The sequence below is a fragment of the Acinetobacter sp. UBA991 genome, assembly GCF_002292065.1.
GTDB classification, from domain to species: Bacteria; Pseudomonadota; Gammaproteobacteria; order Pseudomonadales; family Moraxellaceae; genus Acinetobacter; species Acinetobacter higginsii.
Genome location: NZ_DBBF01000027.1, coordinates 159575 through 173026 on the forward strand (window position 1 = coordinate 159575; position 13452 = coordinate 173026).

Here is a 13452-nt window from a genome sequence, read left to right on the forward strand (position 1 = left end):
GTTATGCTTTTCAAAAAAACATTGCCAGTCATGATGCTGAGTGTGGTCTTGGCTGCATGTGGTAATTCCGAAGCACCTTCGGCAAAACAGGACGTAAATGCTACTGCGACACAGGATAGTTTGAGCTTTAATAGTAAGGCTGGTCAGATCACGATTCCTGCAAACTTGTCTCGTATTGCGGTACTGGATACCAATGCCCTAAATACCATTCATGCCTTGGGTGCGAGTGATAAAGTGGTGGCCTTACCCAAAGGCACGCCCTTACCGAAAGTACTGCAAGATTTTAATGATGGGAAGTATCTGGATATTGGAACAGCCAAAGAACCGAATCTGGAAAAAATTGCAGCCAGTCAGCCTGAGCTGATTCTCATGAGTGGCCGTATGGAAAATCTGATGGGGCAGATTAAACAGATTGCGCCGACTTATTTTGTTGATGTGGATTACAACGATCAGTTTAATTCCTTTAAACAGCAAACCCTAAATATCGCTGAAATGGTGGGTAAAAAGCCAGAAGCAGAGCAACAGTTGCAAACTTTAGAAAAAGACATTAACGCATTAAAAGCCAAGACTAAGGGTAAAACAGCGTTAGTGATCTTGGTCAATAACAGCAAAATTGCAGCTTATGGGCCAGGCTCACGTTTCGGTAATATCCATGATCTATATGGTTTTACTCCTTCAGATCCTTCAATCAAAGTGGGCTTGCATGGTATGGCGGTGTCGCATGAATTTATCGCTCAGAAAAATCCAGATTATCTATTCGTGATTGACCGCGGTGCTGCAATTACTGAAAATCAGCAAGGTGCAAAACAGGTCTTGAATAATAAGATTATCAACCAAACTAAAGCCGCGCAAAATGGCAATATTGTTTATCTAGATTCAAGTAACTGGTATTTAATGAACAATGGTTTGGATGGCATGAAGGACATGTTGAAAGAAGTGGCAGATGCCGTAAAATAAAAATTCAATCTGCTGATTTTATAACAAAAACCCGAAGGACTTCCTTTGGGTTTTTTATATGATGGGATTTAATAAATCACTACTTTTATAACATCATGCGTATTTCTTTATTGTATTTGGGCACGGCGATTTTAGCCATTTTGCTGCTGATTTCTGGAATTCAGCCTTTTGATCGAACCACATGGTGGCTTGAAGTGATACCCGTATTGATTGTGGTCCCGTTATTATTTGCCACTTATAAAGCTTTTCCACTCACTCCTCTGTTATATGGACTGATTTTCTTGCATGCCATTGTGCTGATTGTGGGCGGGGCATATAGCTATGCGCGTGTGCCGTTGGGTTTTGAAATGGCACAATGGTTTGGTTTAGAACGTAATCCTTATGACAAAATTGGACATTTTATGCAGGGCTTTGTCCCAGCCATAGCTGCGCGTGAAATCCTAATTCGCAACCATATTTTAAGCAAAGGCAAAATGCTGAGCTTTATTGTGATCTGTATTGTATTGGCCATCAGTGCCAGTTATGAATTGATTGAATGGGCGGCTGCATTGTCTTTGGGACAAGGGGCAGAAGAGTTTTTGGGGACACAAGGGGATGAGTGGGATACACAGTCAGATATGTTTTTTGCCTTGATTGGGTCGATCACAGCCTTATTGTTATTCTCTCGATGGCATGATCGACAAATAGCAGAGTTAATCTAGTCACTGCCAATGCAATGAATCTACCGTTAAGACACGGCAGATTCATTTTTTTGTGAATATTTGGCGTACGCTAGCGCAATCAATAGAATCGCTAGACCACCTAAACTTAATACAAAACCGACCCAAATCGGTGCTAACCAGCCCATATTATGACTGAGGACCCAACCACCCAAGAAAGCACCGAGCGCATTGGCCAAGTTGAAAGCTGAATGATTCAGTGAGGCCGCCAAAGTTTGTGCATCACCCGCAATGTCCATCAAATGGGTTTGTAAAGCACCGCCTAGACCGATTACGGTAAAACCAATTAAGAATAGGGCCGCAATTGCTGTATAAAGATTGGACATCATAAAACTGGCGGCAACAAAGGCCAGTGCCGAACTGATCAAGATCCCAATAATAGTTTTAAACAGATTTTTATCTGCCAACCAGCCAGCAACTAGACCACCAATCACCATACCTACACCCCAAATTGCAAGGGCCACAGGCACCACACGAATATCGGCATGGGTATATTCGGTTAGAATCGGTGAAACATAACTATACACCGAGAACATGCCACCAAAGCCAATTGCACCAACGGCAAGAGTCAGCCACATATTGATATTTTTTAAACCCGCCAACTCTGCTTTGATACTGGCCGTTTTCTGCAATGGGATATTGGGAACAAATAGACTGACACCGATCAGGGTAATAAACGCGATCACCGCAGAAAACTCAAAACCTGATTTCCAGCCAAATTGTTGACCCAACCATGTGGCAATCGGCACGCCAATGACATTGGCAATGGTGAGTCCCATCATCACTTGTGCAATCGCGGTGGCACGGCGTTGTTTGCCTGCCAGTTCAGCCGCAACCAATGCGGCTACACCAAAATAAGCACCGTGTGGAAATCCTGCAATAAAGCGAGACAGTAACATGGCTTCAGGTGTAGTGGCAAAAGCGGTTGCTGCATTGGCCAAGCCATAAAAAAGCATCAAGCTAAGCAATAGTGTCTTACGGGGTACTTTTGCGCCTAAGATCGCAATAATCGGTGCACCCACCATGACACCGAGTGCATAAGCGCTGATGAAATAGCCTGCATGTGGCACACTAACGTTTAAATCGGTAGCGATTTCCTGAATCAATCCCATTGCCACAAATTCAGTAGTACCAATACAGAAACTACCCACTGCAAGGGAGAAAATAACCAGGAATAAGGAATAGTTGGGTGAGGGAGATGAGTGCAAGGGAGAGCTTGACGAGGACATAATATCTCGAGTCTAAAAGTACCGCCGTATTATATTCGACTCGCTTTGGGAAAGGTGAAATAGAACACAATTTTTATCTCAATTGGTTTGGGGGCGGTACTATATAAAAACACAATAATTGAATGATAATTATTTTCATTTATGTATAATGCAAAGCAGACATTTTTAGCTGAATTTTTATAAAGGGTGGGAAAAGAGTGAAAAAATTATTAATTAGTCCATTGTTGCTTGTTTCAGTTTATAGCTTTGCTCATGAGCCCTATGTTGCGCCGCTTGCATATACAACGGAACAAACCCAAGTCGCAATTATCTCGGGTTATGCAGAAGAAGCTTTACAAAGTGAATATGCATTAAAAAATGCGAAGTTTGAAATTACCGCACCGAATAATACGAAAACCACAATTGAGCCAGATTCTAAGCTCAGTTCGGCAACTGTATTTGACTTGAAACTGCCTGAAGCTGGGACTTATACGGTCAAAACCAGTGCCAGTTATCCTTTGAAATATGTGCAAGATCAAAAAGAATGGAAAATGTTCTTTGATATGCCAGCAGACAAAGCACCTGTCAGAACTGAGCGTGATTTTATCATTCCTTCAGATTTAAAAGCGAAAAAATTTACACCTGTTGAAATTACCCGTGAATGGACATTTTTGACTTATGTGTCTAAAGAGAAGAATACGCCAGTGCAAGCAAGCACAGCACCGATTCAAGTTGAATTTTTAACCCATCCAAGTGAGCTAAAGGCCAATCAAACAGTGAAAATTAAAGTATCAAAAACCAATCAAGCATTGGCCAATGCCAATGTGGTCATTCGTGCTAAAGGGGCAACCGATAAGCAAGGCATTAGCTTGAAGACAGCTGCAGATGGCAGTGCTGATTTAGTTTTTGCTAAAGCAGGCGAGTATTTGATTGAAGTCAGCGAAGCAGTCGATACGAAGCAAAAGCCAAGCAATCAGTTCTATAGCATTATCAGTGTTGCTGTAAACTGACCTTTTAATGGAGATTAATCTAGAGAAATTATGCTATTTCAGAGTCTTTAAATGAAAAGACTAGTATAAGGATTAACCTTCGGTTCGACCTACTTTTCTTTCGGGAAAAGTAGGCAAAACCATTGCCATTCGCAAAACTCGTTCGCTACCAACATTTAACACTTTGCATCGCAAAAACATTATCTGGCAAAAGTAATCCTGTCTCAAACAGTTGCGAATGACGTTGCCGCGTATCTAAATATATGAGCTGCCTTTTATATGGTATATAAATCATTTAGATGATCATACATTTATAATATTAGCATCGAAGAGCTAGTTTGATTGATTTGACTCGTCATCCATTGCATTACTATAAAATTTAACGCCCAATTTAATTCGATCTCGACCATTGCTCATACGCCAGCGATTACTATCTCTGAGCGAATAAACACAGCCACAGTATTCCTGTTGATAGAACTCTTCACGTTTGCTGATCTCCAACATACGGACTGCGCCGCCATGTTTACGCCAGTTATAATCCCAATATTGGATATCTGGATAATGCGCCGCTGCACGCAGACCACAGTCATTGATTTGCTGCATATTCTTCCAACGTGAAATGCCCAGTGAACTGCTGATCAGACTAAAGCCATGTTCATAGGCATATAGTGCGGTACGTTCAAAGCGCATATCAAAACACATGGTGCAGCGAATGCCTTTCTCAGGCTCATTTTCCATGCCTTTGGCACGGGCAAACCAGTTATCCGTGTCGTAGTCACAATCGATAAACTGAATATTATGCTTTTCGGCAAAGCGAATATTTTCCTCTTTACGGATTAGATATTCTTTCACAGGATGAATATTCGGATTATAGAAAAAGATTGAAAAGTCGATGCCAGACTCAATCAAGGTTTCCATCACTTCACCTGAACATGGTGCACAGCATGAATGCAGCAACAGTTTGTCATGTCCTTCAGGTAGGCTGAGTGTTTGGCGTTCAAGCGTCTTTTGACTTGGATGAGGCATCGTCGGCATAGTCTGCAAAAGTGAATTGTTTATTGTAAAAGCTTTAAACGTCTGTGGAGCTCTAATTCCATGAAATGTTCTCAGCTCAAGCTGAAAATTTTTAAATACCAAAAGCATTGGAGTATTAATCGAAATTGGTGTGCTGAGTTTTTAAACGCCCGTGAACAGGTAAGTAATGAAATAAAAGTCATGGTGAGACAAACTAATTAATATCATGCTAAGATGAATTAAATTCAATAATGGTAGTGGTCGTGTTAGAACTCCGTCATTTAAAAACGTTAATTGCTTTAAGAGAGCACGGTTCATTAGTATCTGCAGCAACAGATTTATGTCTTACGCCATCGGCAATCTCACATCAATTAAAAGAATTGGATCACTGGTATGGGGTAGAAGTGGTTAACCGTCGTAGCCGTCCTGTGAGTTTTTCCAATGTGGGTGAACGTTTACTGAAACTGGCAGATGATGTACTGCCACAGGTGCAAATTGCACAAACCGATATTACCCGTATTGTGCATGGGCAAACTGGACGAATTATTTTCTCATCCGAATGCCATAGCTGTTTTGATTGGCTCATGCCATTACTCAATCAATATCGCCTGCAATATCCTGATGTGGACCTAGACTTTGCAGCAGGTTTCGAATCGAATCCGCACGAGTTATTGCAAAATGCGGAATTTGATTTATTAATTACGGCTGATCCGATTGCATTAAAAGGAATTGAGTATTTCCCAATCTTTGAATACGAATCTCGTTTAGTGCTTTCCAACACCCATCCCTTGGTACGTGCAGAGCAGGTTTCAGTCGAAGATTTAGCAGAAGAAACCTTAATTACCTATCCCGTTGATAAGCATCGTCTTGATATCATGGCGCACTTGTTTATCCCTGCCAATATTCAACCCAAACATATTCGGACCACCGATTTGACCCAAATGTTGATTCAATTGGTTGCCAGTGGGCGTGGTATTGCAGCATTACCTGATTGGGTCGTGAATGAGTATGAGCAAAAAGGTTGGGTAGTAAGCCGTCGTTTAACCTGTGTTTCACCACAAGGATTGAGACGTACCTTATATGCTGGTTATCGAACAGAAGATAAGGAAAAAAACTATTTTGAGGGCTTTATTAAGCAACTTGAAAAGTTTTCTAAGATGCGAACGGTTTATTACGAGCAATAATTGAGTTTTGATTGCAATTTATAAAAGGTAGAGGGAAATAGCCTTCTACCTTTTAGCAATAAGATAATGCATGCAAGCATTCAATATTTAAGACTTGCCAATGAGAAGAGATAAGATTCCTGCGGCAATCAATGGACCTACAGGAACACCGCGTAAGAGCGCAACGCCTGCAACCGTTCCAATCAGAAGTCCTGCAACTACATCGGGTTGATTACTCATCAGTTTGACACCGCGTCCACCGAGCCACGCCACTAATAACCCAACTGCAATCGCAGCCAATGATTTAATACTGATAAATGATTTTAGAATGCTTTCACCGCTGATTTTGCCGCTTGCGATCGGTGCAAGGACACCAATGGTCAGGATAATAATGCCTATATTCAAACCATGATTTTGAATATAGGGGAAAAACTGATTTAGAGGAGTCAGTTTAACTAAGATCAGGCATGCTGCTGCGACTGTGACTGCCGTGTTTTGACTAAAGATACCGCAGCCCAATAAAACAAGCAGAACCAATAAGTTGACATCAAATTGTGAAAACATGCGCGAAACGTTTGCGGGAAAGAAAGTTGAATTATACCGTAAAATATAGGCTAACTTCGGTTAAATTCATTTTAATAGCTGAGGGGAAGGCTTTCACAATCAGGATTTTGTAGATTCTCCAAGACATTAAAAAAGCCATCTTTCAACTAAAAGTTGAAGATGGCTTCCTTGTGCGAAAGAGATTAAGCCAATTTTTTGAATGTTCCATAATAGGCAATTTGTTCATCCCAGAACTGTTCCCATAAATCGCAATATTCAAGGCAAATTTGGCGGATCGATGCATATTCAGATTCAACACAGGCTTGTGCCAATACGAACCATAAATCGTCTTCATGATCATCATCAGCCGCTTCAGCAGATGCATCATGTGAAACACCATGAACATAGTAATAACCGCTATTAACATCAAAGCCGATAGCGTTGGTTGCTTGACGCAATGCAGGGCTAAATAAAATGACTTCCTCTTCCGCGACTGCTAACAGGGCAGAAACGGCTTGATAGCTATGAAATGAGTTTTCCAGATAATTGCGAACACGTTGTGAAATAAGAGAAGGTTGATAGTCATTCCGTTCTGCTTGACTGAGTTCAAAGTCATTTAACACATCTTCAAACAGTGGGTAGTGGGCATACTCAGGATTGCCTGAATAGTAACCTTCTTCGTCTAAACCAGGACGGAAACCAAATTCATCCAGAATATTAAGATTAAGTAAAAAACGAGGGAACATTTTTGAACCAGAGAGTAAGCGCGGTTCTAACTGTTTGGTTTGAAATTGAGCCATTAATAAAGCATCAGTAAATACTTGTACGATGGCATGGCGATATTCTAAATGAATGTGTTTTAAGGTTTCTTTATCAATTACACCGTCATTTAAAAGTTGAATAGCTGGATGGCGTGAAACAGGGTGATTTGAAATTTCTGCACGTAGTTGTTTCAGAAAGTTCAGGTTCTTGTTCCATTGTTCTGCAGAAATACTATTCTTCATTCCTTCAATAGCTTTCTGTCTTGGGTCGTTAAAGTTTTCAAATTTTTTTGGCATAGTCTTGTACTCGATGAATTAATAATATTATTGCTTTTCCAATTATTTAGTTAGATTTTGTTTGGTTGCTTATGAATATAACTATTAGTTCAACCAAAGAACTTTTTATTGGATGATTTAAATATAAAATGAATTTTTTGTGAAATCAATTTATTAAGTCGGCTAAAAAATAGCAAGAAAGTTTATGAATTAACTTAACTGTAAGTAAACAGTGAAGTGTTTCACGGAAAAAACAAATATTTTAAAAATAGAAAGATTTTTTTACAAATGATCTTGTATGTAGACTGATTTTTACATACCCTATAAAAGGAACAATAAAGAAAATACGACTTTTCTATTAATGCTCTTAAAATAACATAAACATACATAGTGGCCAGAATTTTCCAGCATGTAAACTATGTCTAAATAATGCATTAAGTTTTTTGATAGAATTCTACAAGGATAATAAAATGTCAAAAAAAGAAGATATTATTGCAACGGCTCTAGACCTTTTTAACCGTCATAACTACAGTTCTGTGGGTGTGGATCGAATTATTAGTGAGTCGGGTGTTGCTAAGATGACGTTCTACAAATACTTTCCTTCCAAAGAGAACTTGATCGAAGAGTGCTTGTCTCGAAGGAATAAAAGTATTCAGGCGGCCATTGAACATGAAATTAGCTTAATCGAAGCAGATGATTATTTGGGGAAAATCAAGGCAGTCTATTTTTGGCATTTATCTTGGTTCAATTCCGATGATTTTCATGGTTGTATGTTTCAAAAAGCTTCTTTAGAAATTCTACAACAATATCCCTCTATTATTGGGCCAATTGTCGAATATCGAGAGTGGTTAATGGCTTTGGTTGAAGATTTATTTGAAAAGGCTAAAGTATTTCAACCTCATGTGCTCACAGCCATGTATATCAATATTTTAGACGGTATGACAGCTTATGCAAAAGTGAATAAGGATCATGCCCAAATCGAAGAGTGTTGGTATTATATTGAGCGTTTGATTCATTTAGAGGCGGCTTAATTAATTATTTTGTTTAGTTTTTTTTAATGACGGTTTTATGAAAATTAATATAAATAAAAAATTAAGCTTAATTTAACTCATGTTTAAAAAAGAAAAACCGAGGTTAATACCTCGGTTTTTCTAGATTATTGATTGAAATTTATTTTTCAACAAATGCACGTTCGATGACATAATCACCCATCACGCCCATGCGTGGTGATTCAACTAAACCATGTTCATCAAGCAGTGCTGCAACATCTTTAAGGAAGGCAGGGCTACCACACAACATGGCACGGTCAGTTTCACGGTTAAAACGTGGTAAACCTATTTTTTCAAATAGTTCGCCAGATTCAATTGCAGTCGTTACACGACCTTGAGTATGGAACGGTTCACGTGTCACCGTTGGGTAATATACCAATTTGTCTTTAATCCCTAATTCTTCAAAGAACTCGTGGTTTGGTAGTTCATTTAAGATTAGATCTTGGTAAGCAAGTTCTGATACATAACGTGTACCGTGGACCATAATTACTTTTTCGAACTTTTCGTAAGTTTCAGGATCACGAAGCAGTGAAAGGAATGGAGCAAGGCCAGTACCAGAAGATAAAAGGTATAAATTTTTACCTGGTAATAAATCGTCGTGTACTAAAGTGCCTGTAGGCTTTTTAGAAATCAGGATCTCGTCGCCCACTTGTACTTTTTGTAAGATAGAAGTTAATGGACCGTCTTGTACTTTAATAGAGAAGAATTCGAGTTCTTCTTCATAATTCGCACTCGCGATCGAATAAGCACGCATTAAAGGCTTACCATTCACTTCAAGGCCGATCATCACAAACTGACCATTTTTAAAACGTAAGCTGGTGTCGCGTGTAGTTTTAAAACTGAAAAGCGTGTCATTCCAGTGGTGAACATGAGTAATGCGTTCAACGTTAAAAGCAGCCATTAAAGGTCTCGATCACAGTTAAAAGAAACAGATGGCTATTCTAATCTAAAATCATTCTCGATAAACTGAATATATTTAATTGTGTTTATAAGAAAAAGTGATGAGCAACTCAGTAGTCATGCCGATCATTGGCCATATGCATTCGCCTTATCGTGAGAAGTTTGGTATTCCGCGACAGCCAAATCTCGTACAAGTCGAGTCCTATATAGAGATGGCGGAGCCTTATAACGATATTCTGGCTTTTGAAGGGATCGAAGATTTTAGTCATTTGTGGCTGTTATGGCAGTTCCATGAAAACAAAAATCAAGATAACTCTTTGAATCAAATGTCTAAATTTCGTCCACAAGTGCGGCCGCCACGACTCGGTGGTAATCAAAAAATAGGTGTTTTTGCAACCCGTAGTATGTATCGTCCATCCCCAATGGGCTTGTCTGTGGTACGTTTTTTACGTGTTGAAAAGCAGGCTAAGTCAGTTCGCCTGTATGTTATGGGCAGTGATTTACTGCATGGTACACCGATCTTAGACATCAAACCGTATATCCAATATTCGGATGCGATTGCAGATTCACAGAGTGGTTATGCGCAAGAAGAGCCAATCCGTAAAACAGTGCTTTGGACGGAAACTGCACAGTCACAACAGCAACAGTTATTAAAGCAGAGAATTTTGGATAAAAAGATATTCGATGAACTGGAACAAGTGTTATCTTTAGATCCAAGACCTGCGTATCAAGATGATGCTGAGCGGGTATATGGCATGTGTTTTTCAGAATTGAATATTCGTTTTACAGTGGATGATCGGAGTGTCACAGTTGTAGCTGTAGAGCAAAGCTAAAAAACTTTAAAAAAATAATTGAGTCATACATTTGGGGAACTGACGGTGATACAAGCGCAGGCAAAATTTGCAAACTTTTCGTTTACGATTGATGTAACGTGGTGCTTAGAGCAACTACTGAAAGATGGTCGTATTACTGAACGGGATAAGTTACTCATCCAAACCACACATCGTCAGAAGGATCAGTTGAAATGGCATCCTTTGCAGTGGATTGCCAATTTTAATTTAAAAGATCAACTCAATGTCGGTTCCACGCTAGCGATGAATCGCTTGTGTCAGTGGTTGGCTGAAAAAGCAGATATTCCTTTATTTGTGATTGACCCACTCAAAGCAGATGTAGCTGCTTTAACCAGTGTCATGTCACAAGAATTTGCGGCCAGAAACCATATTCTGGCGGTGGAAGTACACGCAGATCGGATTTTGATTGGAACCGATCAACCCTTTACCACTGAATGGCTCAATAATTTGGAACGAAGCTTAGCGCCAAAGAAAATTGAGAAAGTGCTGCTCAATCCCGAGCAACTGCAACGTTATCTGGTTGAATACTATCAAGTCAGCCGGGCGGTCAGTTCATCGCAGAATGCCAGTATTTATGATCGGGAAAATAAAGGTGTTGAGGCTTTATTGCAGTTAGGCGATACCCAAAACCCTGATGCCAATGATCAGCATATTGTAAAGTTGGTAGATTGGGTGCTGCAATTCGCCTTCGAGCAAGGCGCCAGTGATATTCATTTGGAGCCAAGGAAAGATAAAGGTAAGGTACGTTTCCGTATTGATGGTGTTTTACACACGATCTATAACATGCCTGCCAATACACTCACTGCAGTGATTTCGCGCATTAAAATCTTGGGTCGTATGAATGTGGCTGAGAAGCGAAAACCGCAAGATGGGCGCTTAAAAACGCGTACACCGAAAGGGCAAGAAACAGAATTGCGTCTTTCTACCTTACCGACCGCCTTTGGCGAAAAGTTGGTGATGCGTATCTTTGACCCAGAAGTGTTGGTCCGTAGTTTCCAGCAATTGGGTTTTGAAGGGCATTTATTGCAGAGCTGGCAGCAACTCACTCAGCACAGTCACGGCATTATCTTGGTGACAGGCCCAACAGGTTCAGGTAAAACCACTACGCTGTATTCATCGTTAAAGCAATTGGCAACCGAGCAGGTCAATGTCTGTACTATTGAAGACCCGATTGAAATGCTGGAGCCAAGCTTTAACCAAATGCAGGTCAATCCGAATATTGAATTAGGCTTTGCGGATGGTGTGCGTGCCTTAATGCGTCAAGACCCTGACATTATTATGGTCGGTGAGATTCGTGATCACGATACTGCAAATATGGCGATACAAGCGGCATTAACAGGGCATTTGGTGCTTTCTACTTTACATACCAACGATGCGCCGTCGAGTTTGACGCGTTTACATGATCTTGGAATCCAACCGTTCCTTACCGCAGCAACAATTTTAGGGGTATTAGCACAACGTTTGGTGCGTCGTCTTTGTCCGCATTGCAAACAGCAAACCGCCATCAATGAGCAAGAATGGGAACATCTCACTTTTGACTATATGATGGATATGCCGACTACAATGTATAAGGCTGTAGGATGCGAGGTGTGTCGTCAGACCGGTTATAAAGGCCGCGTTGGCATTTATGAATTCATGCCAGTGAGTTTGGAGTCAAAGTCGTTGATCAGTGCAAATTGCACACTCAATGATTTAAGAGCACAGGCCAAAAAAGAAGGGATTGAGCCCTTGCGTATTGCAGGGGCACGTAAAGTCCTTGAAGGGGTAACCACTTTGGAAGAAGTTTTACGCGTGGTGCCTCTGAGTTAAACAGAAAATTTGAATCTTCAGATTCACCTCATCTTCATTTGTTTTAATGCCTACATCGAAATGATGAACCACAATGAGGGTATCAAGATGAACGTTTTTTCTAAAGTTGCAGTGATTGCTGGTTTGGTTGGTGTGATAACTTTTGCAGTTGCAAATACAAATGCAGTAAATCAACAAGCACTGGCACCAACTCAAATCACTACCGTTAAACAAGCATTGACGATGAAAGATGATACGCCAGTGCAATTAAAGGGTTATGTGGTGAAAGCAACAGGTGATGAGAAATATCAGTTTAGCGATCAAACCGGTTCAATCACCGTCGATATTGATGATGACTTATGGCAAGGTAAAGCCGTATCGGCAAAAACGCCTGTGACATTGATTGGTGAAATTGATATTGATTACAAACCAGCCAAGCGTGTTGAGGTTGATGTAGACCAAGTTCAATTCTAAGTAAGCTGATCATCCCAAAAGACCACATGACAATCATGTGGTTTTTTGCTTATGCTTTATTCTCAGAAAAATGTTATAGATCAAGTGAGAGGATTATTTTATGCGAATTTTATTGGCTGAAGATGATGCCTCTCAGGCAGAGAGTATTAAAGACTGGTTAGAGATGGATGGTTATAGCGTTGATTGGGTTGAACGTGGTGATCATGCCATCTTGGCGGTCGAACAGCATCAATATGATTGCATCTTACTGGATCGGGGCTTACCACAGGCCACAGGGGATGACATTCTGAAAGCGATTCGCCGTCAGGACAGCAAAACTCCGGTTATTTTTATTACGGCCAAAGATCATATTCATGATCGGGTCGAAGGTTTAGACCTTGGTGCTAATGATTATTTGGTGAAGCCATTTAATTTAGAGGAATTATCGGCACGGGTCCGTTCACAATTACGCCAGCATCAAGCCCAAGCAGGGCTGTATCTAAATTTTTCCGATTTACAGCTAGACCCACAAGCCAAAACACTGAGCAAAGCAGGACAGGCCATTAATCTGACCGCAAAGGAATTTCAGATTTTGCATAAACTCATGCAAAAGCCCGATCATATTTTGACACGGGAACAATTGGAAGAATCCTTATATGCATGGGGGGATGAAATTGAAAGTAATGCCATTGAAGTGTTTATTTATCAGATTCGGAAGAAAATTGGCGGGCAATATATTAAAACCATTCGTGGTTTAGGCTATCGCATGCATCAGGAATAA

14 protein-coding genes are annotated in these 13452 nt (G+C 40.3%); 9 read left to right on the forward strand and 5 right to left on the reverse strand.

What is annotated here, in order from left to right:
- The first annotated feature begins 3 nt into the window (after window positions 1–3).
- Together B2727_RS11510 and B2727_RS11515 are read left to right on the forward strand one after the other, a co-directional pair.
- Entirely contained in the window at window positions 4–957 is a 954-nt protein-coding gene (locus B2727_RS11510; RefSeq protein ID WP_033132953.1) for a siderophore ABC transporter substrate-binding protein, read from the forward strand.
- A 95-nt stretch (window positions 958–1052) separates the two neighbouring features.
- Window positions 1053–1658: a DUF2238 domain-containing protein gene (locus B2727_RS11515; protein ID WP_033132952.1), complete on the forward strand. Its 606-nt coding sequence runs from the start codon at window positions 1053–1055 to the stop codon at window positions 1656–1658.
- A gap of 26 nt (window positions 1659–1684) precedes the next feature.
- Here the strand turns inward: B2727_RS11515 and B2727_RS11520 are convergent, their stop codons facing one another.
- Window positions 1685–2905, reverse strand: a complete 1221-nt coding sequence (locus B2727_RS11520) for an MFS transporter (RefSeq protein ID WP_005204315.1) — start codon at window positions 2903–2905, stop codon at window positions 1685–1687.
- 197 nt (window positions 2906–3102) lie between these two features.
- On the opposite strand from B2727_RS11520, the gene B2727_RS11525 reads away from it, so the two are divergent.
- On the forward strand, window positions 3103–3894 hold the full coding sequence (locus B2727_RS11525; RefSeq protein ID WP_033132951.1) for a DUF4198 domain-containing protein: 792 nt from the start codon (window positions 3103–3105) through the stop codon (window positions 3892–3894).
- A 312-nt stretch (window positions 3895–4206) separates the two neighbouring features.
- On the opposite strand, the gene B2727_RS11530 is transcribed toward B2727_RS11525, so the two are convergent.
- The gene (locus B2727_RS11530; protein WP_033132950.1) at window positions 4207–4908 is read right to left on the reverse strand and encodes an epoxyqueuosine reductase QueH; all 702 of its coding nucleotides are present in this window, start codon (window positions 4906–4908) and stop codon (window positions 4207–4209) included.
- A 242-nt stretch (window positions 4909–5150) separates the two neighbouring features.
- On the opposite strand from B2727_RS11530, the gene B2727_RS11535 reads away from it, so the two are divergent.
- The gene (locus tag B2727_RS11535) at window positions 5151–6071 is read left to right on the forward strand and encodes a LysR family transcriptional regulator (protein WP_162180561.1); all 921 of its coding nucleotides are present in this window, start codon (window positions 5151–5153) and stop codon (window positions 6069–6071) included.
- Window positions 6072–6158: 87 nt separating this feature from the next.
- Here the strand turns inward: B2727_RS11535 and B2727_RS11540 are convergent, their stop codons facing one another.
- Window positions 6159–6614, reverse strand: a complete 456-nt coding sequence (locus B2727_RS11540) for a DUF441 domain-containing protein (RefSeq protein ID WP_005204306.1) — start codon at window positions 6612–6614, stop codon at window positions 6159–6161.
- Window positions 6615–6796: 182 nt separating this feature from the next.
- Window positions 6797–7651, reverse strand: coding sequence for a hypothetical protein (locus B2727_RS11545; protein WP_005204303.1), 855 nt, complete (start codon window positions 7649–7651; stop codon window positions 6797–6799).
- 449 nt (window positions 7652–8100) lie between these two features.
- Here B2727_RS11545 and B2727_RS11550 point away from each other — a divergent pair, with 449 nt between their 5' ends.
- On the forward strand, window positions 8101–8661 hold the full coding sequence (locus B2727_RS11550; protein ID WP_004806520.1) for a TetR/AcrR family transcriptional regulator: 561 nt from the start codon (window positions 8101–8103) through the stop codon (window positions 8659–8661).
- 139 nt (window positions 8662–8800) lie between these two features.
- On the opposite strand, the gene B2727_RS11555 is transcribed toward B2727_RS11550, so the two are convergent.
- On the reverse strand, window positions 8801–9580 hold the full coding sequence (locus tag B2727_RS11555; protein WP_004806522.1) for a ferredoxin--NADP reductase: 780 nt from the start codon (window positions 9578–9580) through the stop codon (window positions 8801–8803).
- 118 nt (window positions 9581–9698) lie between these two features.
- Here B2727_RS11555 and tsaA point away from each other — a divergent pair, with 118 nt between their 5' ends.
- From tsaA to B2727_RS11575, 4 genes are all read left to right on the forward strand, one after another.
- Entirely contained in the window at window positions 9699–10412 is a 714-nt protein-coding gene (gene tsaA / locus B2727_RS11560) for a tRNA (N6-threonylcarbamoyladenosine(37)-N6)-methyltransferase TrmO (RefSeq protein ID WP_004806525.1), read from the forward strand.
- Window positions 10413–10460: 48 nt separating this feature from the next.
- Window positions 10461–12239: a GspE/PulE family protein gene (locus B2727_RS11565; RefSeq protein WP_032811639.1), complete on the forward strand. Its 1779-nt coding sequence runs from the start codon at window positions 10461–10463 to the stop codon at window positions 12237–12239.
- Between the two features lie 87 nt (window positions 12240–12326).
- Window positions 12327–12692, forward strand: coding sequence for a NirD/YgiW/YdeI family stress tolerance protein (locus B2727_RS11570; protein ID WP_033132949.1), 366 nt, complete (start codon window positions 12327–12329; stop codon window positions 12690–12692).
- A 100-nt stretch (window positions 12693–12792) separates the two neighbouring features.
- A complete protein-coding gene (locus tag B2727_RS11575; protein WP_033132948.1) occupies window positions 12793–13452 on the forward strand; it encodes a response regulator transcription factor in 660 nt (219 codons plus the stop codon).

Bases quoted from the DNA above. Each gene is read 5' to 3' on its own strand.
- B2727_RS11510 (WP_033132953.1), top strand. From the start codon at position 4: ATGCTTTTCAAAAAAACATTGCCAGTCATGATGCTGAGTGTGGTCTTG.
- B2727_RS11515 (WP_033132952.1), top strand. From the start codon at position 1,053: ATGCGTATTTCTTTATTGTATTTGGGCACGGCGATTTTAGCCATTTTG.
- B2727_RS11520 (WP_005204315.1), bottom strand. From the start codon at position 2,905: ATGTCCTCGTCAAGCTCTCCCTTGCACTCATCTCCCTCACCCAACTAT.
- B2727_RS11530 (WP_033132950.1), bottom strand. From the start codon at position 4,908: ATGCCGACGATGCCTCATCCAAGTCAAAAGACGCTTGAACGCCAAACA.
- B2727_RS11540 (WP_005204306.1), bottom strand. From the start codon at position 6,614: ATGTTTTCACAATTTGATGTCAACTTATTGGTTCTGCTTGTTTTATTG.
- B2727_RS11545 (WP_005204303.1), bottom strand. From the start codon at position 7,651: ATGCCAAAAAAATTTGAAAACTTTAACGACCCAAGACAGAAAGCTATT.
- B2727_RS11550 (WP_004806520.1), top strand. From the start codon at position 8,101: ATGTCAAAAAAAGAAGATATTATTGCAACGGCTCTAGACCTTTTTAAC.
- B2727_RS11555 (WP_004806522.1), bottom strand. From the start codon at position 9,580: ATGGCTGCTTTTAACGTTGAACGCATTACTCATGTTCACCACTGGAAT.
- tsaA (WP_004806525.1), top strand. From the start codon at position 9,699: ATGCCGATCATTGGCCATATGCATTCGCCTTATCGTGAGAAGTTTGGT.
- B2727_RS11570 (WP_033132949.1), top strand. From the start codon at position 12,327: ATGAACGTTTTTTCTAAAGTTGCAGTGATTGCTGGTTTGGTTGGTGTG.
- B2727_RS11575 (WP_033132948.1), top strand. From the start codon at position 12,793: ATGCGAATTTTATTGGCTGAAGATGATGCCTCTCAGGCAGAGAGTATT.